Origin of the sequence: Actinoplanes xinjiangensis (genome assembly GCF_003148685.1) — a bacterium.
Lineage (GTDB): Bacteria > Actinomycetota > Actinomycetes > Mycobacteriales > Micromonosporaceae > Actinoplanes > Actinoplanes xinjiangensis.
Map to the genome: position 1 here is coordinate 1 of NZ_QGGR01000002.1, position 24,493 is coordinate 24,493.

General features: G+C 71.7%; 28 protein-coding genes. 7 read left to right on the plus strand and 21 right to left on the minus strand.

The window, feature by feature from the left end; translation table 11 throughout:
• Positions 1 to 686: 686 nt before the first annotated feature.
• Positions 687 to 1,943: a tyrosine--tRNA ligase gene (gene tyrS, locus BC793_RS03535; protein ID WP_203896288.1), complete on the minus strand. Its 1,257-nt coding sequence runs from the start codon at positions 1,941 to 1,943 to the stop codon at positions 687 to 689.
• A 59-nt stretch (positions 1,944 to 2,002) separates the two neighbouring features.
• Between tyrS and BC793_RS03540 the strand changes: the two genes are divergently transcribed.
• Positions 2,003 to 2,776 carry a polyphosphate kinase 2 family protein gene (locus BC793_RS03540; RefSeq protein ID WP_109590286.1) on the plus strand — a complete coding sequence of 258 codons (774 nt, stop codon included), beginning with the start codon at positions 2,003 to 2,005 and terminating at the stop codon, positions 2,774 to 2,776.
• Between the two features lie 52 nt (positions 2,777 to 2,828).
• On the opposite strand, the gene ptsP is transcribed toward BC793_RS03540, so the two are convergent.
• From ptsP to BC793_RS03620, 16 genes are all read right to left on the minus strand, one after another.
• Positions 2,829 to 4,472 (minus strand): phosphoenolpyruvate--protein phosphotransferase, encoded by a 1,644-nt coding sequence (ptsP, locus tag BC793_RS03545; RefSeq protein ID WP_109589130.1) that lies wholly within the window; start codon positions 4,470 to 4,472, stop codon positions 2,829 to 2,831.
• Positions 4,465 to 4,737, minus strand: coding sequence for an HPr family phosphocarrier protein (locus tag BC793_RS03550; protein WP_109589132.1), 273 nt, complete (start codon positions 4,735 to 4,737; stop codon positions 4,465 to 4,467). Before BC793_RS03550 ends, ptsP begins: the two co-directional genes overlap by 8 nt.
• A 13-nt stretch (positions 4,738 to 4,750) precedes the next feature.
• Positions 4,751 to 5,791, minus strand: coding sequence for a zinc-dependent dehydrogenase (locus BC793_RS03555; protein WP_109589134.1), 1,041 nt, complete (start codon positions 5,789 to 5,791; stop codon positions 4,751 to 4,753).
• The gene (locus BC793_RS03560) at positions 5,788 to 6,237 is read right to left on the minus strand and encodes a PTS mannitol transporter subunit IIA (RefSeq protein ID WP_109589137.1); all 450 of its coding nucleotides are present in this window, start codon (positions 6,235 to 6,237) and stop codon (positions 5,788 to 5,790) included. Before BC793_RS03560 ends, BC793_RS03555 begins: the two co-directional genes overlap by 4 nt.
• Positions 6,230 to 6,538 carry a PTS sugar transporter subunit IIBC family protein gene (locus BC793_RS03565; protein WP_109589139.1) on the minus strand — a complete coding sequence of 103 codons (309 nt, stop codon included), beginning with the start codon at positions 6,536 to 6,538 and terminating at the stop codon, positions 6,230 to 6,232. The genes BC793_RS03560 and BC793_RS03565 overlap by 8 nt, the downstream gene beginning before the upstream one ends.
• 19 nt (positions 6,539 to 6,557) lie before the next feature.
• A complete protein-coding gene (mtlA, locus tag BC793_RS03570; RefSeq protein WP_109589141.1) occupies positions 6,558 to 7,670 on the minus strand; it encodes a mannitol-specific PTS transporter subunit IIC in 1,113 nt (370 codons plus the stop codon).
• Between the two features lie 127 nt (positions 7,671 to 7,797).
• Positions 7,798 to 8,736, minus strand: a complete 939-nt coding sequence (gene pfkB, locus BC793_RS03575; RefSeq protein WP_109589142.1) for a 1-phosphofructokinase — start codon at positions 8,734 to 8,736, stop codon at positions 7,798 to 7,800.
• Positions 8,733 to 9,494 carry a DeoR/GlpR family DNA-binding transcription regulator gene (locus BC793_RS03580; protein WP_109589144.1) on the minus strand — a complete coding sequence of 254 codons (762 nt, stop codon included), beginning with the start codon at positions 9,492 to 9,494 and terminating at the stop codon, positions 8,733 to 8,735. The genes pfkB and BC793_RS03580 overlap by 4 nt, the downstream gene beginning before the upstream one ends.
• 159 nt (positions 9,495 to 9,653) lie before the next feature.
• Positions 9,654 to 10,373 (minus strand): NUDIX hydrolase, encoded by a 720-nt coding sequence (locus tag BC793_RS03585; protein WP_109589147.1) that lies wholly within the window; start codon positions 10,371 to 10,373, stop codon positions 9,654 to 9,656.
• A 40-nt stretch (positions 10,374 to 10,413) separates the two neighbouring features.
• Positions 10,414 to 11,082 (minus strand): adenylate kinase family protein, encoded by a 669-nt coding sequence (locus tag BC793_RS03590; protein ID WP_109589149.1) that lies wholly within the window; start codon positions 11,080 to 11,082, stop codon positions 10,414 to 10,416.
• 10 nt (positions 11,083 to 11,092) lie between these two features.
• The gene (locus tag BC793_RS03595) at positions 11,093 to 11,656 is read right to left on the minus strand and encodes a hypothetical protein (RefSeq protein ID WP_239170149.1); all 564 of its coding nucleotides are present in this window, start codon (positions 11,654 to 11,656) and stop codon (positions 11,093 to 11,095) included.
• Between the two features lie 19 nt (positions 11,657 to 11,675).
• A complete protein-coding gene (locus BC793_RS03600) occupies positions 11,676 to 12,242 on the minus strand; it encodes a type II toxin-antitoxin system PemK/MazF family toxin (RefSeq protein ID WP_239170154.1) in 567 nt (188 codons plus the stop codon).
• A gap of 94 nt (positions 12,243 to 12,336) precedes the next feature.
• Positions 12,337 to 12,549, minus strand: a complete 213-nt coding sequence (locus BC793_RS03605) for a DUF397 domain-containing protein (RefSeq protein ID WP_109589151.1) — start codon at positions 12,547 to 12,549, stop codon at positions 12,337 to 12,339.
• A complete protein-coding gene (locus tag BC793_RS03610; RefSeq protein WP_109589153.1) occupies positions 12,542 to 13,414 on the minus strand; it encodes a helix-turn-helix domain-containing protein in 873 nt (290 codons plus the stop codon). The genes BC793_RS03605 and BC793_RS03610 overlap by 8 nt, the downstream gene beginning before the upstream one ends.
• 197 nt (positions 13,415 to 13,611) lie before the next feature.
• On the minus strand, positions 13,612 to 14,451 hold the full coding sequence (locus BC793_RS03615; RefSeq protein WP_109589155.1) for a hypothetical protein: 840 nt from the start codon (positions 14,449 to 14,451) through the stop codon (positions 13,612 to 13,614).
• A gap of 114 nt (positions 14,452 to 14,565) precedes the next feature.
• Positions 14,566 to 14,940 (minus strand): DoxX family protein, encoded by a 375-nt coding sequence (locus BC793_RS03620; protein ID WP_109589157.1) that lies wholly within the window; start codon positions 14,938 to 14,940, stop codon positions 14,566 to 14,568.
• Positions 14,941 to 15,035: 95 nt separating this feature from the next.
• Here BC793_RS03620 and BC793_RS03625 point away from each other — a divergent pair, with 95 nt between their 5' ends.
• From BC793_RS03625 to BC793_RS03635, 3 genes are read left to right on the plus strand one after another with little or no spacing between them, the layout of a single operon-like run.
• Complete coding sequence (locus BC793_RS03625) at positions 15,036 to 15,518, plus strand: MarR family winged helix-turn-helix transcriptional regulator (protein ID WP_373871234.1); 483 nt, start codon at positions 15,036 to 15,038, stop codon at positions 15,516 to 15,518.
• Positions 15,519 to 15,559: 41 nt separating this feature from the next.
• Complete coding sequence (locus BC793_RS03630) at positions 15,560 to 16,102, plus strand: hypothetical protein (RefSeq protein ID WP_146246181.1); 543 nt, start codon at positions 15,560 to 15,562, stop codon at positions 16,100 to 16,102.
• A 58-nt stretch (positions 16,103 to 16,160) separates the two neighbouring features.
• The gene (locus BC793_RS03635; protein ID WP_239170153.1) at positions 16,161 to 16,706 is read left to right on the plus strand and encodes a DNA-3-methyladenine glycosylase; all 546 of its coding nucleotides are present in this window, start codon (positions 16,161 to 16,163) and stop codon (positions 16,704 to 16,706) included.
• Between the two features lie 77 nt (positions 16,707 to 16,783).
• Here the strand turns inward: BC793_RS03635 and BC793_RS03640 are convergent, their stop codons facing one another.
• From BC793_RS03640 to BC793_RS03650, 3 genes are all read right to left on the minus strand, one after another.
• A complete protein-coding gene (locus tag BC793_RS03640; protein WP_239170152.1) occupies positions 16,784 to 18,967 on the minus strand; it encodes a HelD family protein in 2,184 nt (727 codons plus the stop codon).
• 181 nt (positions 18,968 to 19,148) lie between these two features.
• Positions 19,149 to 19,565 carry an HIT family protein gene (locus tag BC793_RS03645; RefSeq protein ID WP_109589168.1) on the minus strand — a complete coding sequence of 139 codons (417 nt, stop codon included), beginning with the start codon at positions 19,563 to 19,565 and terminating at the stop codon, positions 19,149 to 19,151.
• A 53-nt stretch (positions 19,566 to 19,618) separates the two neighbouring features.
• Positions 19,619 to 20,083 carry an RICIN domain-containing protein gene (locus BC793_RS03650; protein ID WP_109589170.1) on the minus strand — a complete coding sequence of 155 codons (465 nt, stop codon included), beginning with the start codon at positions 20,081 to 20,083 and terminating at the stop codon, positions 19,619 to 19,621.
• Between the two features lie 112 nt (positions 20,084 to 20,195).
• Between BC793_RS03650 and BC793_RS03655 the strand changes: the two genes are divergently transcribed.
• Together BC793_RS03655 and BC793_RS03660 are read left to right on the plus strand one after the other, a co-directional pair.
• Complete coding sequence (locus BC793_RS03655; RefSeq protein WP_109589172.1) at positions 20,196 to 20,711, plus strand: hypothetical protein; 516 nt, start codon at positions 20,196 to 20,198, stop codon at positions 20,709 to 20,711.
• 32 nt (positions 20,712 to 20,743) lie between these two features.
• Positions 20,744 to 22,126: a pyridoxal phosphate-dependent decarboxylase family protein gene (locus tag BC793_RS03660; RefSeq protein ID WP_109589175.1), complete on the plus strand. Its 1,383-nt coding sequence runs from the start codon at positions 20,744 to 20,746 to the stop codon at positions 22,124 to 22,126.
• Between the two features lie 98 nt (positions 22,127 to 22,224).
• On the opposite strand, the gene BC793_RS03665 is transcribed toward BC793_RS03660, so the two are convergent.
• Complete coding sequence (locus BC793_RS03665; protein ID WP_109589177.1) at positions 22,225 to 23,280, minus strand: CE1 family esterase; 1,056 nt, start codon at positions 23,278 to 23,280, stop codon at positions 22,225 to 22,227.
• A gap of 178 nt (positions 23,281 to 23,458) precedes the next feature.
• On the opposite strand from BC793_RS03665, the gene BC793_RS03670 reads away from it, so the two are divergent.
• Entirely contained in the window at positions 23,459 to 24,478 is a 1,020-nt protein-coding gene (locus BC793_RS03670) for a hypothetical protein (RefSeq protein ID WP_146246182.1), read from the plus strand.
• The last annotated feature ends 15 nt before the right edge of the window (positions 24,479 to 24,493 follow it).

Below are 24,493 nucleotides of genomic sequence, written 5' to 3' on the forward strand. Positions count from 1 at the left end.
GTTCGTCCTGAGCCAGGATCAAACTCTCCAACAAAATCTTTGGAAAAGCGTCCCGGCAACAAACAAATGTTGCCAAAGGAATCTCCAACCCATCCCAAAGGACAGGCCGGGGTATTGCCATAATTGGCACTGGCTTATCAAGCACCCTGTTGAGTTCTCAAAGAACAACCGCACACCATCAAAACGTTCCGCATCCGCGGCCCGTTTCCCCGGGGCACTCGCTCTACTTTACCCGCCGTTTCCGCCGTGTCAAATCCGCGTTTCGCAACCGCATTCAACAACCACAGAAACTGCACAGGCACCCCAAAGAAGCACGATGCTAGATCGTGCGATCTTGTCTGAGGATCCTCCAGGACGGCCGCGCCGGGCCCGAAAACCGGCCCCGCTCGCTCGCCCGTCTCCCTGGCGGCTCGGTAAACATTACTCGTCCACCCGGGCAACTCCAAATCGGGGCCCCGCGACCCGGGTCACACCCGCGATACCTCAGGTCGAGCGCTCCGAACGTGGCCCTGACCAGGCCACGAAGGCCGGCCACGCGCGGCCACCCCGGACCAGACGGACCGGAGCAGCCCCTGAACAGACTCGCCCGAGCAGCCCCTGAACAGACTGACGCGAGCGGCCGCCCATGAACAAACGGACGCGCCCCGGATCACGGGGATCCGGGGCGCGGTCAGTGGGCGTACAGGTCAGGGCAACAGTTCGACACCGGCGAAGGTGCGCTTGCCGCGGCGCAGAACCAGGAAGCGGCCGTGCAGCAGGGCCGACGCCGGAACCGGCGCCTCCCCGTCGGTGATGCGCTCGTTGTTGAGGTAGGCGCCGCCCTCGGCGATGGTGCGGCGGCCCTCGTTCGCCGAGGCCACGAGACCGGCGTCCTTGAGCAGCACCCCCACGGCCGGGAGCTCCCCGCGTACCTCGTGCAGTCCTGCCTCGGAGAGTGCGGCGCGCAACGTGTCCGCCGACAGCTCGTCGAGCGAACCTCGCCCGAAGAGGGCCTGGCTGGCGGCGATCGCCTGCCGGGCCTCCTCGGGACCGTGCACCAGCGCGGTGAGTTCCTCGGCGAGGGCGCGCTGCGCGAGCCGGGCCTGCGGCCGCTCGGCGGTCGCCTTCTCCAGCTCCTCCAGTTCCTCGCGGGACTTGAAGCTGAAGTAGCGCAGGTACTGGTTGACGTCGCGGTCGTCGCTGTTGATCCAGAACTGGTAGAAGCTGTACGGCGTGGTCATGCTCGGGTCGAGCCAGACGGCGCCGCCCTCGGTCTTGCCGAACTTGGTGCCGTCGGCCTTGAGGACGAGTGGGGTGACGAAGGCGTTGACCGGGCCGGCGCCGCGACGCCGCACGAAGTCGACGCCGGCCGTGATGTTGCCCCACTGGTCGGAGCCGCCGAACTGCAGCTCGCAGCCGTGCTGGACGTGCAGCTGGTAGAAGTCGTTGGACTGGAGCAGCTGGTAGCTGAACTCGGTGAAGCTGATGCCACTTTCCAGGCGGTTGCGGACCACGTCACGGGCCAGCATCTTGTTGACCGGGAAGTGCTTGCCGACGTCGCGCAGGAAGTCGACGACCGACATCGGGCCGGTCCAGTCGAGGTTGTTGACGAGGGTGGCGGCGTTGTCACCGTCGTAGGTGACGAACGGCGAGAGCTGTGTCCGGATGCGCTGCACCCAGCCCTCGACCACCTCGGGCGGGTTGAGGCTGCGCTCGCTGGACTCGCGGGGGTCGCCGATCTGGCCGGTGGCGCCGCCGACGAGCAGCAGCGGCCGGTGGCCGGCGAGCTGGAGGCGACGGGCGGTGCACACCTGCATCAGGTGACCGACGTGCAGCGAGGCGGCGGTGGGGTCGAAGCCGACATAGAACGTGATCGAGCCGCCGTCGAGCTTCTTGCGGAGCTCGTCGGGGTCGGTCGAGTCCTGGATGAGTCCGCGCCACAGCAGGTCGTCTACGAGAGTCACACCCGGATTCTCCCGCACCGGCTACTGCGGATCACAACGGGATTGGGGATGCTGTGCGGATGGGTCATCTGGGTAGCGCCAATCCCCCGGCGGAGATCTCGAAGAAGAAGGCCGCGGCGCGGCTGGAGGCGGCGCAGGAGCGGCTGCTGCGGTTGCGACTGCTCCTCGGCGGTCAGATCGGGGAGAGGAGGGACGCGGAGACGAGGATCGGCCCCCCGCTGTGCGTGGTGTTCGAGGGGTGGGACGCGTCCGGCAAGGGCGGTGCGATCAAGCGGCTGGTGGAGCCGCTCGACCCCCGGCACGTACGGGTGGCGCAGTTCGCCGCGCCGACCTATGACGAGAAGCGGCACCACTTCCTGCAACGGTTCTGGAGTGTGCTGCCCGGCAAGGGCGGGATGGCCGTTCTGGACCGGTCGTGGTACGGCCGGGTGCTGGTGGAGCGGGTCGAGGGTTTCGCGACGGACGAGCAGTGGAAGCGGGCGTATCAGGAGATCGTCGAGTTCGAGCGGACGCTGACCGCCGAGGGCATGATCCTGATCAAGTTCTGGATGCACGTGTCGGACGAGGAGCAGCTGAAGCGGTTCGAGAGCCGGCGGGTCGACCCGCTGCGCCAGTGGAAGCTGACCGACGAGGACTGGCGCAACCGGGAGAAGCGGGCGGAGTACGAGGCGGCGGTCGAGGAGATGATCGACCGGACGGACCAGCCGAAGGCCCGCTGGCACGTGATCGCGGGGGACGACAAGCCGTATGCGCGGTTGGCCGTGGTGGAGCAGGTGTGTCACGTCCTGGAGACGAAACTGGCGAAGCGGGGCTACGACCTGAGCGCGTTCTGACCGGAGACAGGTCGCCGACGGAGGGCCGCCCCCGGTCGGGGCGGCCCTCCGGTCATGCCGCGAGCTTGCGGGCCTCCCGCGCGTCCGGGGCGGCCACGGCCAGTTCGGCCAGCCGCCGGCAGTCCGCCTCGGTGCGTCCCGCCAGCGCCGCCCGGACCGGGCCGATCGCCCGCGGCGACATCGACAGGCTGGTCACCCCGAGCCCGACGAGCACCGGGGCGAGCAGCGGATCGGCGGCGGCCTCCCCGCAGACGCCGACCGGTTTGCCGGCCGCCCGGCCGGCCTCCCCGCACACCCCGATGAGCTGGAGCAGTGCCGGCTGCCACGGGTCCAGCAGGTCGGCCAGGTCGCCGCACATCCGGTCGGCGGCGAACGTGTACTGGCTCAGATCGTTCGTGCCGATGCTCAGGAAGTCGACCACCCGCAGCAGGTCGGCGGCCCGCAGCGCGGCGGCCGGGACCTCGATCATCACGCCGGCCTTGGGCAGGCCCGCGTCGCGGACGGCGGCCGCGAACCCGGTCGCCTCGGCCGTGGTGGACACCATCGGCGCCATCACCCACACGTCGGCGCCGGTCTGCGACCGGGCCTCGGCGATCGCGGCGAGCTGCGTGGTCAGCACGTCCGGGCGCTGTCGCGCCACCCGCAGGCCACGAATCCCCAGCGCGGGATTGGGCTCACCGTCCTGGTTCAGGAACGGCAGTGGCTTGTCGGCGCCGGCATCGAGGGTACGGATGACGACGCGCCGGCCGGCCATGGCGGTGAACACGTCCCGGTACGCGGTGATCTGCTCGTCGAGGGTGGGTTCCCGGGTCCGGTCGAGGAAGAGCAGTTCGGTACGGAACAGGCCGATCCCCTCGGCGTGTGCCTCGTCGGCGGACGGGACGTTCTTCGCCGAACCGACGTTGGCGAGGAGCTTCACGGCGTACCCGTCGGAGGTTCGGCCCGCACCGGTCGACGTGGACGCCGCGGCAGCCACCCGGGCCGCGTTCTGTGCCGCGGCCGTCGCGTCGGCCTCGGAGACACCCACCCGGAGGTGCCCGGAGGCGCCGTCGAGCAGCACGAACGTGCCGTCCGGCACGGCGAGCGCCCCGGGGCAGGCGACCACCGCGGGCAGGCCCAGCGCGCGAGCCAGGATCGCGGTGTGGCTGGTCGGGCCGCCGACCTCGGTGACCAGGCCGATCACCTGTTCCGGGTCGAGGTCGGCGGTGTCCGCCGGGGCCAGGTCGCGTGCCGCGAGGACGTAGGGGTGGCCGGGCGCGGGGACGCCCGGCATCGGCAGGCCGAGCAGCACCGCGACCGCGCGATCGCGGAGATCGTCCAGGTCGGCGACTCGTTCGGCGAGGTAGCCGCCGGCCGCGGCGAACGCCTCCCGGAACGTCGCGAACGCGCCGTCGATCGCGTGCGGGGCGTCGTGGCCCTCGTCGATCAGCTCGCGTACGCCGTCGCGCAGTTCCTCGTCGTCGGCCATCAGTGCCTCGGCCCGCAGCACCTCGGCGACCGTGGCGTCGGCCGTCCGGTCGGCGCGGCGCCCCAGTTCGGCGACCACCTCGGCCAGTGCGGCCTCGGCGCGGGTGTACTCCGCCTCGGTGTCGGTCACCGGGACGGGGGCCGGGAGCGCCGGGGCGGCCGCGATCCGCAGCAGCGGACCGGCGGCGATCCCGGCGCACACCCCGATGCCGGTGAGCACCTCAGACATCGGCGTCCAGATCCTTCGCCAGCAGTGCGGCCAGGCTGTCCAGAGCTTCGTCGGCGCCCTCGCCCTCGGCCTCGAGGATCACCTCGGTGCCCTGCTTGGCGCCGAGGGCGAGCACCGACAGCATGCTCTTGGCGGGCACCGGCTTGCGGTCGCCGGACCTGATGGTCACCTTGACCGGCGCCTTCGCGGCCGCCTCGACGAATATCTTCGCCGGACGGGCGTGCAGGCCGCTGCTGGAACCGACGGTCACCGTGCGCGTGGGCATGGCGATCTCCTAACTAGGGCTCGATGGTGACCTTGATGGCCTCGCCGCGGGCGACGATCCCGAAGGCGTCGATGGCGCTCTCCAGCGGCAGGCGGTGGGTGATCAGGTCGGCGACCGGCACGGCGCCGGAGGCGACCAGGTTGAGGGCCTCGGCGTTGTGCGCCGGGCTGGACCCGTTGGCGCCGACGATCATCAGTTCCCGGTAGTGCACCAGGTTCGAGTCGCAGGTGATGGTCGGGTTGTCCTTGGGCAGGCCGCCGAAGAAGCTGATCCGGCCCTGCCGGGCGGCCATCTGGATGGCCTGCTCCTGTGCCTTGCCGGAGGCGGCCGCCGTGATGATCACGTCGGCGCCGCGGCCGCCGGTCAGCTTGAGGATCTCCTCGACCGGGTCGACCTCGCCGGCGCAGATCGCCGCGTCCGGCTTGACCAGGTCGGCGGCCATCTCCAGGCGCTGCCGGCTGAGTTCGACCAGGAAGACCCGGGCGGCGCCCCGGGCCCGGGCCAGCCGGACGTGCAGGCAGCCGATCGGGCCGGAGCCGATGACGACCACGTCGTCGCCCGCGCCCACCCGGGCCAGGTTCTGCGCGTTGAGTGCGCAGGCCAGCGGTTCGGCGACGGACGCCTCGGCGAACGAGACACCCTCCGGGATGCGGTTCAGGCCGTCGACCTTGAGAACCTCGCGGGGCACCACCATGTACTGGGCGAAGCCGCCCTCGAAGTGGTAGCCCATCGAGACCTGGTTGGGGCAGATGGTCATCCGGCCGCGGGTGCACTCGGCGCACTCGCCGCACGGGATGGCGGCGATGACCTGCACCCGGTCGCCGGCCGACCAGCCGTCGACGCCCTCCCCGACCTGCACGATCTCGCCGGCGATCTCGTGGCCCATCACCCGCGGCGGGTGGATGTGGTGGTGGCCGAACTTCGAGATCTTGACGTCGGTGCCGCAGGTGGAGCAGTTCCGGACCCGGATCTTGACCTCGCCGGGCCCGGCCTCGGGCTCCGGCGCGTCCTCGAAACGGACGTCACCGGGGGCGTGGAATCGTACGACCTTCATTGTTTCGCTTCCTCCTGGATGCTCCCGAGCAGCCGGGTCACGGTCTCGGGTTCGGTGGCCTCGCGCAGTTCGCGGGCCTGGTCCTCGTCGAGCAGGATCTCGGCGAGAGCGGCCAGCAGCTCGACGTGCCCGTCGCCCTGGGCGGCGATGGCCACGCAGAGGGTGACCGGCTCGCCGTCCCAGTCGACGGTCTCCGGGAAGCGGAGCACCGCGAGGGCGTCCCGCTTGACCAGGTCCTTGCCGGCGAGGGTGCCGTGCGGGATGGCGACCCCCTCGCCGACGTAGGTGGAGATCGACTGTTCCCGGGCCAGCATCGTGTCGATGTAGCCGGGTTCGGCGGCGCCGATCTCGACCAGGACCTCGCCGCAGAGACGGATCGCGTCGTCACGGCTGGCGGCCGTCTCCCCGAGCCGGATGGCCCGGGGATCGAGCAGCTGGTCAGACATTGAGGTCGGTCCCCTGCTGGATGGCCTTGACCACGCGGGTCACGGCCGGGTCGCCGAGGAAGACCTGGAACCCGACGATCGGCTTGTCGGGCGCGACCGACCGGGCCCGGGCGGCCAGGCCGTTGTGGCAGACCACCACGTCGGCGTCGGCCGGGATCGAGTTCACCGGGGTGTGCTCGACCGTTACCCCGCTCTTGCCGAGCTGCTTGCGCAGGGTGCTGGCCAGCATCACGCTGCTGCCCATTCCCGCGTCACAGGCGACGACGAGCTTGCGGATGTCCTTGCCGTTGATGGTTGCCATGACTTCTCTCCTGTGGTGGTTAGGCGTTTTCCTTGCGGTCGGCCGCGATCTCGTCGTCGGCCGTCTCCGCCGGCTCCTGGTCGGACTTGAGCCTGCCGAACCCGAGGAGCAGGGACGCGACGCCGAAGGTGACCGCGGCGGCGATGACGACGCCGAGGATCATTCCCACGTGGCTGCCCTTCGCGGTGACGGCGAAGAAGGCGAAGATGCTGCCCGGTGCCGGGGAGGCGACGGTGCCCGCGCCGGTGATCATGAAGGTCGCGACGCCGGCCATGCCACCGGCCATCATGGCCAGGATCAGGCGGGGCTTCATGAGAACGTACGGGAAGTAGATCTCGTGGATGCCGCCGAAGAAGTGGATGATCATCGCGGCCGGAGTGGTCGGGCGCAGCGACTTCGGGCCGAAGAAGAAGTAGGCGAGGAGCAGTCCCAGACCGGGGCCGGGGTTCGACTCGATCATGAACAGGATCGACTTGCCGCTCTCCGCCACCTGCTGCACGCCGAGCGGGCTGAACACGCCGTGGTTGATGGCGTTGTTCAGGAACAGCACCTTGGCCGGTTCGACCAGGATGGACACCAGCGGCATCAGGCTGTGGTCGAGCAGCCAGTCGACGCCGTTGCCGGCCGCGGTGGTGAGGGAGTTGACGACCGGGCCGATGGCCAGCTTGCCGAGGATCGCGAAGCCCGCGCCGACGATGCCGGCCGAGAAGTTGTCGACGAGCATCTCGAAACCGGGCTTGATCTTGCCCTCGATCGCGGTGTCGAACAGCTTCAGCACGTAGGCGGTGATCGGGGCGATGATCATGGCGCCGAGGAACATCGGGACGTCCGCGCCGACGATGACACCCATCGTGGCGGTGGCGCCGACGACCGCGCCGCGCTGGCCGTGGACCATCCGGCCGCCGGTGTAACCGATCAGGACCGGCAGCAGGTACTTGATCATCGGGTCGACGAGCTCGGCCAGGTTCTCGTTCGGCACCCAGCCGACCGGGATGAACAGTGCCGTGATCAGACCCCAGGCGATGATCGCCCCGATGTTGGGCATCACCATCCCGGCGAGGTAGCCGCCGAGCTTCTGGACGCGGGCCCGGAATCCGGCGCCGCTGACCTCGGGTGTGTACGAAGAGGCCATGAGGGATCTCCATTTCGGTGTGGAGAGTTATTGGAGGGGGTTCGTCCGATCGGGCTCTGACGAGGTGCCGGCCGGGGGTCTCGAAGGGGTTCTGTCCGATCGGCGCCGGCGAGGCGCCTGCCGGGGGTCAGGAGTGGAGGGGGCGGGACGGATCGGGGTCGGGGGTGACGCGTACGTGCGTACGGTCGAGGTCGGCCGGGGTCGGCATGCGGCTGCCCGGAAGCGAGACCGCGGCCGCGCCCCACGCGAGCCCCTCGGTGAGTGCCGCGGCGCCCCGCGCGCCGGCCGAGAGGAAGCCGGCGAGCAGCGCGTCGCCGGCGCCGACCGTGCTGCGCGGCACGCTCACCGGGGAGACGCCGGCCAGGACGCCGTCGGCGTCGACGAGGATCGCGCCGTCCGCGCCGAGGCTGGCCAGGACCGCTCCGGCGCCCGCCGCGCGCAGCCGGCGGCAGGCTTCGATCACGTCGCCGAGGGTGGCCGGTTCCGCTCCGACCGCCTCGGCGAGTTCCTCGCGGTTGGGTTTGACCAGGGCGGCTCCGGCGGCGACACCGGCCAGCAGTGCCGGGCCGCTGCTGTCGACGGCCAGGCGGCTGCCCGCGCCGACCAGCCGGGAACAGAGGTCGGCGAAGGCGTCGATGCTCGGGCCGGGCGGCAGACTGCCGCAGATGACCACCCAGTCGGCGTTCGCCGCGGCGTCCAGGACCGCCTTGCTGACCTGGGCGAACTCGGCGTCGGAGAGGACCGGGCCGGCCTCGTTGATCTTCGTGACGGTGCCGTCCGGCTCGGCCAGGGTGATGTTGGAACGGGTCCGGCCGGCGATCGGCACGGACAGCAGGTCGACACCCTCGGCGTTGAGCAGGTCGACGAGTTGTTCACCCTCGGCGCCGCCGGTGGGCACCACGGCGGTGGAACGGACCCCGTTGGCGAGCAGCGCGCGGGACACGTTGACGCCCTTGCCGCCCGGGTCGATGTGGGAGTCGGCGGCCCGCAGCACCTCACCACGGATCAGGGCGTCGACCTCGAGGGCGCGGTCCACACTCGGGTTCAGAGTGACGGTCAGGATCATGCCTTCACCACCCGGATGCCGGTGGCCTCGACCTCGGCGGCCAGATCGTGGTCCAGGCCGTTGTCGGTGATCAGCAGGTCGAGGTCGGTGAGGGCACCGAACTTGGCCAGGTAGTCATTGCCGATCTTGGTGTGATCGGCGAGCAGCACCACCCGGCGGGCCGCGGCGATCATCGCCCGCTTGACCGCCGCCTCGGCCGGGTCGGGAGTGGTCATGCCACGTTCGACGCTGCACCCGTTGGTGCCCATGAACGCGACGTCGACATACATGTCGGCGAGTGGCCGCAGCGCCCAATCGTCCACGGTGGCCAGAGTCTTGCCCCGGACCCGGCCGCCGAGCAGCAGGACCGTCAGGTTGGGCTTGACGCCGAGCGCGGCGGCCAGCACCGGGGAGTTCACCACGACGGTGAGCTCACGGTCGGCCGGGAGCAGCTGGGACAGGCGGGCCGTGGTGGTGCCGGCGTCCAGGATGATCGCCCCGTCCTCCGGGACCTCGGCGAGGGCGGCCTTGGCGATCCGCTCCTTCTCGCTTATCAGCACCGCGTCCCGGGCGGCCAGGGCGGGCTCGAAGCCGAGCCGCTCGACCGGGATCGCGCCGCCGTGCACCCGGCGCAGCACACCGGAGCGCTCCAGCACCGTCAGGTCGCGGCGGATCGTCTCGGCCGTCACCCCGAAGGTCTCGGCCAGCGCGACGACGTCGACCCGGCCCTCGGCACGGGCCCGCCGCACTATCTCCTGCTGGCGTTCCTCCGCGTACATCCTTGCTCACCCGCCTACTTCGTTTTGGCTTTGTCTTTGTTTACGCCCGCTTCTGCCCGAGCGCAATATGTCGAAGAGATTTCGGTCTCTTAAATTCGCAGGAGTTTTCGCTGCAAAACGGGCGGAAATAGGAAAGTCCGGTTGTGTTGGTTTACCGGTCTAGATCAGATGGCGTTCCACGGACACGACCCGCGACGGGGTGCCGTGCATCACGAGCAGACCGCCCGCCGGGATCGTCGCGTCCACCACGACCGGAGACAACCGGCGCGACAGCTCCTGAAGGGCGCCGAGTTCGGCACAGAGCGCGGCCGGGCGGCCCATCGCGAACGATTCCTCGACGATTCCCAGCGCGCCGTCCGGATCGGCACCCGGGAACGGATCACCGGCGCCGTACGCGGAGAGGAAGGAATGCGCCGCGACCGGCCGGTCCCGGATCAGGATGACGCTGCTCGTGCTGACCGGCGCCCGATTCCGCAGTTCGCCGAGAATCCGCACGTCATCGGGCCGGCTCAGCGCGTCGGCGGCCCGCCCCGGCGGCAGCCAGAGAACGTCGTCGACCTCACCGGAGCCCCCGGAAGGGCAGGTCGCGGCCGGGTCCACCTCGGCCGCGAAATAGTCGACGTGCTCCGGCCAGCCCTGTTCGGAATAGTCGGTCGCGCCCAGCCACGGGCCCAGCCGGACGGACAGGCCGGACCGTTCGGAGACCGCCCGCACCGCGGCCGCCACCATGTGCTCACCCGGGGCGGTACGCCCTTTCGGGAAACACCATTCGCCGTGCCGGAGATGCACGACGGCGACCTCCCGCGCGTTTCCGGTGCCACGCCAGAGAATCGCGCCGGCTCCGGTGACGGGCGCGGAGAACGACGGGCCGAGATGCACGGCATCACGGTAGGCCCGCGCCCGTCTTGATCGGAGCGCCCTATTCGGGGGAAGGGTGGGGGTAGCCGCGGAAGGCGGGCAGGCCGAGGGTCTTGCGGATGGCCTGCTGCACCTCTTCGAGCGGAGGACGCCCGTCCACGTCGTGCACGACCTCCTTGCGCCGGAACTGCTCCAGCACCGGCCGGGTCTTCTCGTGATAGTCGGTGAGCCGGGCCTCCAGCGCCTCCGGGGTGTCGTCGGCCCGGGTGATCAGCTCGTGGCCGCAGATGTCGCAGCGGCCCTCCACCTCGGGGCGGTCGGCGATCAGGTTGTAGTCCAGGCCGCAGTTCGGGCAGAGCCGGCGGCTGAGCACCCGGCGGCGCACCTCGTCGTCGGGCAGCTCCAGGTGGATGACGGCGTCGATGTCGTAGCTCTCCATGAAGAACTCGGCCTGCCGCCCGTTACGGGGGAAGCCGTCGATGATGAACCCGTAGTTCCAGTCGTGGATGCCCATCCGGCGCCGCACCACCTCCTCCACCAGCTCGTCACTGACCAGCTCACCGGCCGCCATGATCCGCTTGACCTGCGCGCCCATCTTGGTGTGCTGGCGCACGTGCCAGCGGAAGATGTCACCGACGCTGATGTGCACCAGGTCCAGGTCCTCCCGCAGCATCTTGGCCTGGGTGCCCTTGCCACTGCCCTGCACGCCCATGATCACGTACTTGCGCATGTGCCTCTCCTCAGTCCGTCGCGCCGAGGCGCAGCGGGCCGGGCGCGAGCCCGGACAACGTGGTCGGGTCGATGCTCCAGGCGCCCGCGACCCGGAACACGTCGCCTTCGGCGACCAGCACCGATGTCTCCTCGCCGAACTCCTCCGGCAGCCCGGCGGCGCGCTCGGCCGCGTCCGGCTCACCGAACCAGGACGTGACCTCACCGGTCTGCCCCACATACCCGAACGTGCGCAGCAGATCACCCGAGTCGGCGCGCTGCCACCGGTGCAGCTCGGTGACCCGGTGGGTGGCGAAGAACTGCACCTCCGCGCCGAGCTCCGCGGAGAGCGCCACCACGTCCGGTGGGTTCATCAGTGCGCGGCCGACGGCCAGCACCCACGTCCCCCCGGCACCGGGCAGCGGCGGGGTGACCGCGACCCGGTCGTCGGTGAGATGAGCCAGGTCCAGCCCGTCGCGCCACGGCACGGTCCCCAGGTCACGCAGGCCGAGCGCCTTCAGGACCGCGCCGGGATCGCCGCCGGCGACCGCCAGCCACGCCTGCTTGCCACCGAAACCGGTCATGACGTCATTCATGGTCCAACGCTATCCGGCCCTACGGCCAGCCGTAGTTGCGGCGCAGGATCGCCGCGATCCGGTCGAAACGGGGACGGTCCAGGACCGCGCCCTCCCGGCGGATGCCGTCCTCGCCGACCTCGATGACCCGGTCCAGGCGGACCCAGCTCGGCCGCGCGTCGCGGTCCCACTCGCCGGGACCCAGCGCCAGCCAGTCCCGCTGACCGTCCCGCTCACTCTGGCTGGAGAGCATCAGGCCGAGCATCGTCCGGGCATCCCGGCCCACCACCAGCACCGGCCGGTCCTTGCCCTGCGACGGATCGTCCTCGTAGGGCACCCACGTCCAGACGATCTCCCCCGGGTCGGCGTCACCGTCCAGATCGGGTGCGTAGGCGAGGTGGCGGCCCTGCTTCGGAGCGGCCTGCCTGACCACCGCCGGCTTCGCGGAGGCCGGTTTCGGCGCGGCCCCGGCACGGGGCACGGCGGGCTTCGGCGCCGCCGGCTTCGGAGCGATCTTCTTGGGTACGGCCGGAGCACCCGACCGCGGCGCCGGCGAGGCGGGCCGTTCCGGTTGTCCGAGAAGTCGTCGAAGGAAGGCTTTCAGCATTTCGAGCACCGGGCCACCCTACGGGCCGGTCCGTCCAGCCGACAGGGCCGAGATCCCGATCGCCGCCCCGAGGTCAGCCGGCAGAAGGCGCGGCTCACGGACTCCTGAGGTCGAACTCGCCGGCGCACACCCCGGTGAGGAAGGCGGCCCATCCGGCGCGGCCGAAGACCAGGGCGGCGCCGCCGGGATCCTTGGTGTCGCGGATCGCCACGATGCCGGGGAGATTGACGGCCACCTCGACACAGTCGCCGCCGTTGCCTCCGCTGCGAGTGCTCTTGTGCCAGACGGCACCCGTCAGGTCAGCCATCGCTCTCCTCGATGATCGTGCGGATGAGGTCGTCGGAGTCGGCCCGGCTGAGCGCGACCGCTCCGAGCCGGCCCCAGATCGACTCGTACGTCTCCACCTCCGCGAGCTTATCCAGGTAGAGGGCACCGGTGAGGTTCTCGCAGTAGATGGTGGTGGGCTCGGGTGACGCGGTGCCGACGGCCGGGAACTCGAGGATGGTGAACTGCCCGGAACTGGCCGCCTGGTGCGGGCCGGCGGCGAACGGGATCACCCGTACCCCGATGTTGCGCCGGGCCGACATGGTGACCAGATGAGCCAGCTGCTTCCGCATGCCCACGGTGTCCGGGATGGCCCGGCGCAGCACACCCTCGTCGACGATCACGTCGAGCCCGGGCGCCTCCGGCAGGCGACGGCTGAGCAGCGACTGACGTTCCAGGCGGACGGCCACGGCGCCGGCGACCGCGTCGGGGTCGGCGTGCCAGCCGCGGAACACGGCCTCCGCGTACTCCCTGGTCTGCAACAGTCCGGGGATCACGCCGGGGGCGTACGAGCGCAGCCGGGAGGCGGCCTGCTCCATACCGACGTAGAGCTCGAACCAGGCGGGGACGACGTCGCCGTACGCGTGCCACCAGCCTTTGGCCTTGGACTCGGCGGCCAGTCCGATGACCACCTCGGTGATGTGGCGCGGCGCCGAGTAGACCCCGCACATGGCGATCACGTCGTGCTTGCGGACCGGGACCTCGCCGTTCTCGATCCGGTACATCCGGGCGCGGGAGAACTCCAGCTCACCGGCGGCGGCCATCAGCGAGATGCCGGCCTGCTCGCGCAACTGCCGCAGCAGCCTGCCGACCTGCCGTTTCGGAACGGTGGAACCCGTCTCGTTCATGTGCTGCCGTCCCCCGCGGTGTCCCTCGACGGTCCGGGTGCATCGCACGGGACGATCCGAACGCCCCGCGCGAGACAGCGGGAATCCAGTGCCGAGATTCTCACCGCACCGGCTTGCGACTGAGCCTAAGGCACGCAAGGCTCCACTGTGTAGTCGACGAATCGCACATGGTGAGGGTGCCGGCTCCCGCCGACGCCTCAGCCCTCGACGCGCTCGCGCAGCAGGTCGTACAACTGCCGGTCCTTGACCGCGCTGAACAGCGTGTCGCCGACGCTGCTCAGGATCACGAACGGACACGCCCGGTCCGCGCCGGTCAGCGCCCTGTCGACCACCTTGCGGTGGCTGGACACCTCGTAGACGGTCAGCCGGTACTTCCCCTCGACCAGCGGCAGCACCTTCGATCCCGACGTGCAGTCCCGGATCGGGCGACCCGGCCCGGTCAGGTCCAGGCACGCGACCAACTGGGCGCGCCGTGGTTCCGGTGCCCACGCCCGGCGTTGCGCGGAGGACCCCGCGAACGCCGCCTGATTCAGGGTGCGGGTCGACCGGTAGTCCACCTCGGCGCCGCCGTCCTCACTGATCAGAATCGGATGCGGGGAGTCGCCACGGAACCTCGGCGCCGACGGGTGGTACCAGTTCTGGCACACCAGATGCAGGTCGTCCTCCGTGCGTACCCCCTGATCGACCGGCTGCGGGCCGACCGCGACCGGGGCCGAGACAGCGGGGTACGACTTACGGGGCGGCGGCGGAGCCGCCGACGGCGACCGGCCGCCGACGTCGACGAACAGGTAGGCGGCGGTACCGAAGAAACCCAGCACGGCCACCGCGACACCCGCGCTGATCAGGTGGGTCCGGCGCCGCCCACGCTTCCGCGCCTCGCCGGTACGCACGACGGGCGCCCCGGCCGGAGCCGAGGCGCCGGCGGGGCCGGACGGGACGGCGTCGAACTCCCCCAGCTCGAGGCCGCCGAGCGCGACGAGCCGTGCGCCGAGTCCCGCCTCGTCCGGCCTCCCCGGTGTTTCCCCTGCCTGTCCCATGATCTGCTCCCCGCCCCGCTCCCAAGGCGACGAACTATATCGATGCGATCGCTCTCTTCAGAAGAGGCGATCACTCTCCTCAGTGCATCGCTCTCCTCAGTGCGATGGCTCTCCTCAGAAGGCGTAGGGCCCGAACCGCCCCCACACGACGAAGGCGGCGAGCACGAAGAGGACCGCGCCCGGAGCGATCGCCTGCCACTCGCCGCGCCGCGCGTGCACCACGATCGCGCCGATCATGGTCAGGGCCAGGCCGGTCGCCGCCAGCGGCACCAGCACCGGCAGTACGTCGAGAGCCGCCGGGAGGATCAGGCCGATCGCGCCCAGCACCTCCAGTGCGCCGATGCCCTTGATCGCCCCCGCGCTGAAGTCCTCGGTCCAGGCCATGCCGGAAGCGGCCAGCTTCTCCTTCGGCTGGGTCAGCTTCATCACGCCGGCACCCAGGAAAGCGGCGGCGAGCAGGCCCGCGACGACCCACAGGACGATGTTCATGATTCCTCGACTCACTCGTTTGAGTTAAACGCTTGAGCGAACGGTAGGCCGGTTGAGTTAAACATGCAAGTGATCGAGACGGGTAGTATGCGGTCGTGGAGACATCTGAGCCACGCTGGCTGACCAGTGAAGAGCGCGCCGCCTGGATGACCCTGATGGGTGTCCTGATGCGCCTGCCCGCCGCCCTCGACGCGCAGTTGCTGCGCGACGCGGGCCTCAGCCACTTCGAGTACGGGATTCTCGCCGGCCTCTCCGAGACACCCGGCCGGACATTGCGGATGAGCGCCCTCGCGGTCCTCGCCGAAGGCTCCCTGGCCCGCCTCTCCCAGGCCGTCGGCCGACTGGAGAAACGCGGATGGGTGCGCCGCTCCCCCGATCCCACCGACGGCCGTTACACCCTCGCCACCCTCACCGACGAGGGCTGGGACAAGATCGTCGCCAGCGCGCCGGGCCACGTCGAGAACGTGCGCACCCTGGTCTTCGACACCCTCACCAGAGCCCAGGTCCGCCAGCTCCAGGAGATCGGCCGCCGGATCCTCGGCGCCACCGATCCGGGCGGTTCCTGTCCCACCCGATAGACCTATTGCCACCCCGCTGACCTGCGGAGATCATCTAGCCCATGTCGACGGAGACAGAAACCGAACCGCTCGGCTGGTGCGTCGTGGCCAACGTCGCCACCGAGACCGCCAACGGGCCGGGAGGCCTGGAGATCAGGGCCGGCGTCCGGCACTTCCCGGCCGGCGCCAAGGTGTGGGTGCTGCCGCCGATGTGGGCCAACGACAGCGACCGCCTGATGGTCGTCGGGCATCACCGCGGCCGCGGCCACCGGCTCGTCCGCGTCCCGGTCCTCTGGCGCCACCTCACCGGGTTCCGGGTCCGGATGATCTACAGCCCGGCCGTCATGCGGGCCATCCAGCGGCCCGCGCGCGGCTCGCGCCAGCCGTGGCTCTGGAACAGCCGCGCGCAGGCCCAGGAGTACGCCGACCTGTGGAGTCACGGCAAACCGCTCGAAGGCCGTCTGGACGACTCCACGGACCGCCCGCCGATCAGCGACCCGCCCCCGCCGGTGCTCGACCACAAGGGACAGACCTACCACCTCGCGCACTTCAACGCCTACCGGGCGCGGTACTCGGTGCTGCCGCCGCCGTCTGAGGCAATATGACCCGGTGACATTCTCCTGGCTGGACCTGCCCGCGACCCGGGTCGACGAGGCGGCCCGGATGCTGCTCGGCTGGCGGCTCACCGCGAACGGCGTGACCGCGCGGCTGACCGAGGTGGAGGCGTACAGCGGGCTCGGCGAGGACCCGGCCAGCCACGCCCACCGCGGGGTCACCGAGCGCAACCGGGTGATGTTCGGGCCCGCCGGCCGGCTGTACGTCTACCAGATCTACGGCATGCACTTCTGCGCCAACGTCGTCTGTGGTGAGACCGGCCGGGCCGCCGCCGTCCTGCTGCGGGCCGGCGCCGTCGTCGACGGGATCGACCTCGCCCGTGCGCGGCGACCGGCGGCCCGCCGCGACAGTGACCTGGCCGCCGGACCGGCCAAGCTCATGCAGATGCTCGGCCTGAACCGGGCCGCCAACGACACGTCACTGCTCGGCGACGGCCCGGCCGTCCTGGCGCCGCCGGACTCACCGGCGGGACCGATCTCGGCCGGGCCGCGGGTCGGCGTGACCTCGGCCCACGACGTGCCCTGGCGTTTCTGGATCACCGGGGACCCCACGGTCAGCGCCTACCGCCGCCACACCCCCCGAAAGCCCGCCTAGTACGCGGCTGGTTCCCACCGCTGCCTCGCCGCCGCTGAGACAGCGGTGGGGACCAGCCGGACCTTCGCGGCTGGGCGTCACCGCTGTCTTGCGGCCGCTGAGACAGCGGTGGGGGCCAGCTGGAAGATTGTCAGGTGCTGGGTGGCGCGGGTCAGGGCCACGTAGAGGTCGTTGACGCCGCGCGGGGACTCCGATCGGATCAGGTCCGGTTCGACCAGGATCACCTCGTCGAACTCCAGGCCCTTGCTCTGGGTGACGGTCAGCAGGACGGCCGGCTCGTCCAGGTCCCGGCCGAGGCCGGGCAGCGCGGCGGCGATCTCGGCGTGCCGGCCCGCCGGGACGATCACGGCGAGGCTTCCCCGCGCCTCCGCCACCAGTGCGGCCAGGTCGGAGGCGCTTCCGGACACTTCGCGGGGCTCGGCTCCCGAGGAGCGGACCGGCTGCGGCAGGTCGATCGGCGGGTCGGCGTCGGCGAGGAGACGGGCGGCGTACGCCATGATCTCGGTCGGGGTCCGGTAACTCACGGTCAGCGCGGCGAGGCGCCAGCGATCGGCGACGTACGGCGAGAGCACCGCCGACCAGGTGTCCGCCCCGCCTCGCGCCCCGGTCTGGGCGAGGTCGCCGACGATCGTCATGGACCGGCTCGGGCAGCGCCGCATCAGCAGCCGCCACGCCATCGGGCTCAGTTCCTGGGCCTCGTCCACGATGACGTGCCCGAACGCCCACCGCCGGTCCACCGCGGCACGCTCGGCAGCCGACCGGGTGTCCCGGTCGGCGTACCGTTCGGCGAGCACGGCGGCCTCCAGCACGTCGGCCACGTTCGGGATCTCCGCCTCGGCGTCGTCCTCCGCCTCGTACGACCGGGAGCCCGCCGAGATGTCCAGGACACCCTGCGCGTAGTCGAGCCGGCGCAGCCGGTCCCGGGCGGCCCGGGCACGCTGGACCGTGTCGTCCTCGCCGAGCAGTTCGGCCGCCTCGTCCAGCAGCGGCACGTCCGCCGCCGTCCAGCCGCCACCCCGCGGCCGGCGCAGCTCCGCGCGGTCCGTGGTGGCCCACAGATCACTGAGGAAGCGCTCCGGCGTCAGCACCGGCCACAGCTCGTCGAGGATCGCCCGCACCGACGGCAGCCCGGCGAGATCGGCGCGGATGTCGGCGACGTCGGCGTCGTCCAGCACGTTCGGGGTGGCCGGCGCGTCGTCCTCGCCCAACGGGTCGTTCCAGAACGGGTCCGCGCCGATCCGCTCGGCCACCTGCCGGGCCAGGACGTCCAGGATCCCGGCCACGAAGATCGGCCGGGCCAGGTTGTGCGGCAGTCCCGACTCCCGGGCCCGGCGGCGCACCGGCTCGCAGTCGTAACGGTCCAGGCGTACCGGATGCCGGTCCACCTCGATCTCGATCGGGGTCTGCGGGACACGCTGCCGTGCGGCGATCCCCCGGATCAGGAAGTCCACCATGTCGGACCGGCCCTTGAGCTCGGCGGTCTCCGGTGGTTCCGGAGCGGTCGCGGACACTCCCGGGAACAGGTCGGCGGGCGTCGCCAGCAGCACACCGGTCTCGGCCAGCGACGGCAGCACCTGGGAGATGTAGCGCAGGAACGTCGGGTTCGGGCCGACGATCAGCACACCGCGGGCGCTCAACTGTTCCCGGTACGTGTAGAGCAGGTACGCCGCCCGGTGCAGGGCCACCGCCGTCTTGCCGGTCCCCGGGCCACCCTGCACGACCAGCACACCCCGGGCCTCCGAGCGGATCACCCGGTCCTGCTCGGCCTGAATGGTCGCGACGATGTCGCGCATCCGGCCGGTGCGGTGCGCGTCCAGGGCGGCGAGCAGCGCGGCCTCACCGACGAGCGGCGAGTCTCCGGCGGCCGCGGCGACGTCCGCGTCGAGGACCTCGTCGTCGAGATCCACGACGGTACGGTCCCGGGTGCGGATGTGGCGGCGGCGGGCGATGCCGTACGAGGTGACGGCGGTCGCCACGTAGAACGGCCGGGCGGCCGGCGCGCGCCAGTCCACGAGCAGCGGCTCGTCGGTGTCGTGGATGCCGATCCGGCCGATGTGCAGGGGCCCGCCGTCGCGCGGGTCGAGGCGGCCGAAGCACAGACCCTGCTCGACCGCCTCGTAGCGGGCCAGCCGGTCGGCGTACCCGCGGGCGACCGCGTCGCGCTGGGACCGTGCCTGCGGAGTACCGCCGGACTGCCGCCACGTGCCGGTGAGGTGTTCGCGGACCCGGTCCCGCATCTGGTCCAGCCGGGCGTAGAGCATTGAGACGTAGTCCTGCTCCTCGGCGAACGCGGAGGAGGATTCCTTCCCGGAAACGCTTGACAGACTTGACACACTGGCCCCCAAGCCGTATTCTAAAACTGGATCCTTCTGTCGTACGGCCATCAGGTCGTACGAAGGTTCCAGCGTACACGCAGAACCGGGTCCGTCGAGAAGGCTCTGTTCAGTGCAGAAGGACCTTCAGAGCGGCGGCATCCGCGCGCCAGATCTCCTCGCTGAGCAGCCGGGCCTCCGCCTCGGTGTCGTCCGGCCGACGGACCGCCACATGGGTGTGCAGGTGAGCCCCCCGGTCACCGCGGGTCAGATAATCGATCGCCGGCGGGCGGAAACAGTCACGGATCGCCCGCGCCACCGTCAGCACCTCACGGTGATACAGGTCGGACTCGATCGGGCTCAGATCGATCGGCTCGGCGATGTGCCTGCCGCGCCACACCACGAACACGCAGCCACGGGCGATCGCCCGCCGGGAGAGATACGCGTCGGTGACCCGGCCCGACCAGACCCGCAGCCCGAACTCGGTCTCGTCGCGGCGGTCACCACACCAGCGGCAACCGCCCTCCCCCACACCCTCCGCCCGCATCCCCGAACCATAAACGATCCTCGATCCCCACAGTGGTCCCGCGACGCCCCGGACTACCAGGGGTTCACCGAACGCCAGCGCTGGCCGGCGGCGCCGGTGCAGGGGCGCAGGCGCACCTTGCCCACGCCGGCGGGGTCCACCGACAGCTCGGTGAGGCAGCGGCCCTGCCTGCCGCCGGCGCGCAGGGTGGTGGCGTACCACCAGCTCTGATTCGCCCGGTAGGTGCAGCGTGCGACCACCGCGCGTGTGCCGGCGGCGTTGGGCTGGACGCAGTTGTCGCCCTGGGTGAAGTGGCCCTCGCTGGTCTGGTAGAAATCCTGGCCCTGGTTGGCCCGATCGCAGTCGGCGGTGTGCAGGACGGTCCCGGTGGGCCCGCCGGTCAGGCACCGGTACGGGGTCTGCTCGGTGACGATCCAGCCCTGGTGCAGCGGCGGCGGGGCGGGCACCGCGGCGACGGGCACGGCCGGGACGGCGAGTGGAAGGGCCGCCGTGACGAGCAGGACCCGGCTGGTCAGCATCTCTCGACTCTAGGAAGGCCGCCGGGGCGGTGCGGACGATTCACGCGGAACCGCCGGCCGGTAGCGGCGAAACCGCCCCGAAGGGGCAAGCAGGACATTAGCGTCGACGGTGATGTTCTCACGTCGGGGCCTGTTGGGGCTGAGTCTGGTGTGCGGGGCCGGCGTGCTCTGGGCCGCCGCGCTCATCGTCGCGTACGTCTTCGCGGTACGGCCGGTGATCACTCCGGTCGCCGTGGGCGTCGCGGCCGTCCTGACCGTGCCCGGGTTCGCGGCCGGCATCCTGGCGAACCGGCGCGGCTATCAGACCCGCCAGCCGCGGCGGCTGTGGAGTCTCGCGTCGTGGGTGCCGCCGCACGTGCCGGTGTGGGCGGCGGCCGTGGCGGCGCTGACGTTCTTCGGGTTCTGGCTGTCCGTGGTGCTGGCGTTCACCGCACTGGAGGGCACGCCACAGCGGCGCGGCGACCAGTATCTGCTGGTCGACCACGATCGGGAGACCGTCGTCGACCGGGCCGCCTACGACCGGCAGATCGACCACGAGACACAGATCTCGCTGGCCGTGCTCGGGGCGTTCGCGGTGGGCGGGACGTTCCTTTGCGCAGCGCGGGCCACCGACCACGAGGAAGGCTGACCGTTCGGGGCTCCCGGGCATACCGTGGGGCGATGGGCGATGAGTTCGGCGAGGTGCTGACGAGAACGGCGCGGATCGCGGCCGACTGGCTCGGCTCCCTCGATCAGCGGCCGGTCGGCGAGACCGCGACCCTCGCCGAGTTGCGCGGGCGGCTCGGCGGGCCGCTGCCGGACGGCCCGGCGGACCCGGTCACCGTGGTCGAGGAGCTGGTACAGGCGGCCGAACCGGGTCTGGTCGCGATCCCGTCCGGCCGGTACTTCGGGTTCGTCATCGGTGGCGGGCTGCCGGCCGCGGTCGCTGCCGACTGGCTCACCACGGTCTGGGACCAGAACGCCGGCCTGTACGCGTGCGGCCCGGCCGCGTCGGTCGCCGAGGAGGTCGCCGGTGAGTGGCTGCGCGAGCTGTTCGGCCTGCCCGGCGGCAGCTCGTTCGCGTTCGTACCCGGCTGCCAGACCGCTCACCTGACCTGTCTCGCCGCGGCCCGGCACCACGTGCTGCGGCGGGCCGGCTGGAACGTGGAGGAACAGGGGCTGGCCGGGGCGCCGCCGATGCGGATCGTGGTGAGCGCCCGCCGCCACGCCACCATCGACCGGGCGCTGCGCCTGCTCGGTTTCGGCACGGCGACGCTGACCGTGGTCCCCGCCGACGACCGGGGCCGGATGGACGTCGCCGCGCTGCGGGAGGTGCTGCGGGACGGGCCGCCGGCGGTGGTGTGCGCGCAGGCGGGCGAGGTTAACACCGGGGCGTTCGACGATCTGGCGGCGATCGCCGACGTGACCGGGCCGGCCGGGGCGTGGCTGCACGTGGACGGGGCGTTCGGGTTGTGGGTGCTGGCCAGCCCGGAGCTGCGGCATCTGGCGGCCGGGGCGGAACGGGCCGACTCGTGGGCGTTCGACGCGCACAAGTGGCTCAACGTGCCGTACGACAGCGGTGTCGCGTTCTGTGCCCACCCGGAGCCGCACCGGGCCGCGGTCAGCGTGACCGCCGACTACCTGGTGCAGGGTGGTGCCGGCGAACCGCGGGACGCGATCGACTGGACGCCGGGGTTCTCCCGCCGGGCCCGCGGCTTCCCGGTGTACGCGGCACTGCGGCAGCTGGGCCGGCAGGGTGTCGCCGAGCTGGTGGAACGCTGCTGCGCCCACGCCCGCGCGTTCGCCGCGGGGCTGGCCGCGGTGCCGGGATGTGAGCTGCTCGGTGAGGTGGTGATCAACCAGGTGCTGTTCCGGTTCGGCGACGACGCGACCACCGAACGGGTGCTGCGGCGGGTGGTCGACAGCGGGGAGGCCTGGCTGAGCGGGACGGTCGCGGGCGGCCGGCGGGCGATCCGGCTATCCGTGTGCAATTGGCGCACCGGGGACGAGGACGTGCGGCGCACCCTCGCGGCCTTCCAGAAATCGGCCGCCGCGGAAAGCTGAAACCGCGGCCGGCGCGGAACGGCGGGCGAACGGCGGGCGGCGGGCGAACCGGGAACGGCGGCCGGCTACCGGCGAACGGGGAACGCTGCGAGTGGTGGTCAAGGCAGGCTGGCGAAGAACCGCGCGATCACGCTGGTCGCGTCGAGGGCGGTGGACGGCGGATCGAGGTCGAGCCGGCCGGTGACGGCCGGGTCCGCCGGGGCGGCTCCGGGCCACTGGTGGCCGGCTCCGGCGACGCTGATCAGCTCGATCATGCGGCCGCCTGGGCAGATGGCGACCGAGCGGGTGACCGGGCCGTCGACGGTGCTGGTGGGCGCGGCGCACGAGGCGGCGGCCCGCCGTGCGGCGATCATGTCGGGGACGGCCGGGCCGTCGATGCGGACCGGGACGCGGCCGGTGCCGCCGTTGTCGCGTTTCCCGGGGCCACCCGCCCAGGGGACACTCTCGTCGGCGGTGCCGTGGATGTGCAGCACCGGCACCGGTGCTGGGTGCGGGCAGTCGCCGATCAGTGTGCCGGCGACCGGCGCGATCGCGGTGAAGACGGTGCTGTCGCAGGCCAGCCGGTACGCCATCATCGCCCCGTTGGACATGCCGGTCACCCGGACCCGGGACGCGTCGATCGGAGCGCCCCGGGACACGGCCGTCACCACGTTCTCGAGGAACGCGACGTCGTCGGCACCGTCCCGGACGGCCGGGCCGCAACAGCCGGGGCCGGCGTTCCACGAGCGGCCCAAGCCGTCCGGGTAGGCGACCACGAAACCGTCGCGGTCGGCGGCGGCGTTCCAGCCGTACGAGCGTTCGGCCTGCGCCCCGGAACCGGCCCCGCCGTGCAGCACCACCACCAGCGGCACCGCCCGCCCGGCCGGCAGCGACGCGGGGCGGTAGGTACGGAAGGTGCGTTCGCCCAGGCGGTGCCCGGTGCTGCCGGGACCGATCGCGACATCGTCGCGGGTGCACCCGCCGGGCCGGTCGCGGGCGCATTCCGCGGGTAGGAGGCGGGTGCAATCCGCGGACTGGTCGGAGGCGCATTCCGCGGGCAAGAGGCGGGTGCAGTCCGCGGACTGGTCGGGGGCGCATCCCGGAGGCAGGTCGCGGGTGCACCCCGCGGGCAGCAGGAGCAGCAGGGTGAGTGCGAGAGGCAGCAGCCGGGGCATGGGCGCATCGTCCACCGGACGGGTACGGATCCGGTAAGGGTCATGTTCGGCGCGGGGCAGAAGTCCCCGGCACCGGATACCGTCGGAGTCTCGCGCGCGCGGGTGGCCGCCGAGGGGGAGGCCACCCGCGCGCACGATCAGCCCGGCACGGTTGGCGACCGGGATCTACGGTGGGCCGGTGGAGATCCGCCTCTGGTCCGTCGTCGCCGAGGGTGCGGCGCTCGCCGTGGCCGGCCACGGCGCCCGGGTGCACGAGACCGCGGACGCCGTCTTCGCGGCCGGGCCGGACGGCACCGTGGTGATCGCCACCGGGCTGCGCAACGCCGAGGACCTGCGGGTGGACGGCCCGTTCCCGCGGCTGGTCGAGGGCCGGCTCACCGGTGACGGGCCCACCCTGCACACGTTCGCCCGGCTGCCGGAGGGGTGCCTGGCGCTGGGTACGGCGCGGGTCACCGAGGCGGCCCGCCGGCGGGGCGTCCTGAAGCGACTGGACCTGCGGCTGGACACGCCGTTACCGAAGCATCTGCTGACCGTGGCCGGGACAACGGACGACCCCGGCGGCGCGGACTGGCTGGACCTGCTGCCGGAGGACCCGGTCAAGGCGCTGGAGGGGTTCGTCACCGACTGGTACGGCGAGGCCCCGGCCGGTGCGCCGCCGCCGGTGGACGGGCAGCCGGAGCCGCTGCGGGCCTTCCACCGGCTGGCGGGTGGGCGGCCGGAGTTCTACGACGGATCGCTCCAGGTTCATCAGCGGCCGGGCGATCCGCTGGTCTTCGGCGAGTCCGGGGACGGCACGTTCGAGCTGTTGATGGAGGCGGGCGCCGACGACCCGCACGTCTACTACCGGGGGCTGAGCGACCAGCCTCTGCGGGAGCGCGAGCGGCTGTCGGCGTACCTCCTGCTTTTGGCTCTGACCCGGGTGGCGATGGACCGGCCGCCGGAAGGTCTCGCGCCGGGGGGCATGGCGTTCGCCGACCGGGCGCAGGCGCGGCGGATCGTCGCGCCGCTGAAGCGGGTGCCGTTGCGGCCGCTGCGGTGGCCGTGTGCGCGGACGCGGATCTACGCCGGGCCGGACACGGTGGCGGTGGTCGGTGCGGACGACGCCGACTGGTTCGAGGTCTACGTGGGCGCCCGTGACCCGGCCGCACTCCGCCGGCTGCGCAGAATCGGACTGGATTGGGCGTCGTTCGAAAGCTGAACCGGTCAGGTCGCG

Coding starts and splice junctions, on each gene's coding strand:
- BC793_RS03540 (WP_109590286.1), top strand. CDS start 2,003: ATGGGTCATCTGGGTAGCGCCAATCCCCCGGCGGAGATCTCGAAGAAG.
- BC793_RS03580 (WP_109589144.1), bottom strand. CDS start 9,494: ATGTACGCGGAGGAACGCCAGCAGGAGATAGTGCGGCGGGCCCGTGCC.
- mtlA (WP_109589141.1), bottom strand. CDS start 7,670: ATGGCCTCTTCGTACACACCCGAGGTCAGCGGCGCCGGATTCCGGGCC.
- BC793_RS03655 (WP_109589172.1), top strand. CDS start 20,196: ATGTTCTCACGTCGGGGCCTGTTGGGGCTGAGTCTGGTGTGCGGGGCC.
- BC793_RS03595 (WP_239170149.1), bottom strand. CDS start 11,656: ATGAATGACGTCATGACCGGTTTCGGTGGCAAGCAGGCGTGGCTGGCG.
- BC793_RS03605 (WP_109589151.1), bottom strand. CDS start 12,549: ATGGCTGACCTGACGGGTGCCGTCTGGCACAAGAGCACTCGCAGCGGA.
- BC793_RS03560 (WP_109589137.1), bottom strand. CDS start 6,237: ATGTCTGACCAGCTGCTCGATCCCCGGGCCATCCGGCTCGGGGAGACG.
- BC793_RS03635 (WP_239170153.1), top strand. CDS start 16,161: ATGCTGCTCGGCTGGCGGCTCACCGCGAACGGCGTGACCGCGCGGCTG.
- BC793_RS03565 (WP_109589139.1), bottom strand. CDS start 6,538: ATGGCAACCATCAACGGCAAGGACATCCGCAAGCTCGTCGTCGCCTGT.
- BC793_RS03555 (WP_109589134.1), bottom strand. CDS start 5,791: ATGAAGGTCGTACGATTCCACGCCCCCGGTGACGTCCGTTTCGAGGAC.
- BC793_RS03600 (WP_239170154.1), bottom strand. CDS start 12,242: ATGCTGAAAGCCTTCCTTCGACGACTTCTCGGACAACCGGAACGGCCC.
- BC793_RS03620 (WP_109589157.1), bottom strand. CDS start 14,940: ATGAACATCGTCCTGTGGGTCGTCGCGGGCCTGCTCGCCGCCGCTTTC.
- BC793_RS03660 (WP_109589175.1), top strand. CDS start 20,744: ATGGGCGATGAGTTCGGCGAGGTGCTGACGAGAACGGCGCGGATCGCG.
- BC793_RS03640 (WP_239170152.1), bottom strand. CDS start 18,967: ATGCTCTACGCCCGGCTGGACCAGATGCGGGACCGGGTCCGCGAACAC.
- BC793_RS03550 (WP_109589132.1), bottom strand. CDS start 4,737: ATGCCCACGCGCACGGTGACCGTCGGTTCCAGCAGCGGCCTGCACGCC.
- BC793_RS03590 (WP_109589149.1), bottom strand. CDS start 11,082: ATGCGCAAGTACGTGATCATGGGCGTGCAGGGCAGTGGCAAGGGCACC.
- BC793_RS03645 (WP_109589168.1), bottom strand. CDS start 19,565: ATGCGGGCGGAGGGTGTGGGGGAGGGCGGTTGCCGCTGGTGTGGTGAC.
- BC793_RS03610 (WP_109589153.1), bottom strand. CDS start 13,414: ATGAACGAGACGGGTTCCACCGTTCCGAAACGGCAGGTCGGCAGGCTG.
- BC793_RS03630 (WP_146246181.1), top strand. CDS start 15,560: ATGTCGACGGAGACAGAAACCGAACCGCTCGGCTGGTGCGTCGTGGCC.
- BC793_RS03665 (WP_109589177.1), bottom strand. CDS start 23,280: ATGCCCCGGCTGCTGCCTCTCGCACTCACCCTGCTGCTCCTGCTGCCC.
- BC793_RS03615 (WP_109589155.1), bottom strand. CDS start 14,451: ATGGGACAGGCAGGGGAAACACCGGGGAGGCCGGACGAGGCGGGACTC.
- ptsP (WP_109589130.1), bottom strand. CDS start 4,472: ATGTCTGAGGTGCTCACCGGCATCGGGGTGTGCGCCGGGATCGCCGCC.
- pfkB (WP_109589142.1), bottom strand. CDS start 8,736: ATGATCCTGACCGTCACTCTGAACCCGAGTGTGGACCGCGCCCTCGAG.
- BC793_RS03650 (WP_109589170.1), bottom strand. CDS start 20,083: ATGCTGACCAGCCGGGTCCTGCTCGTCACGGCGGCCCTTCCACTCGCC.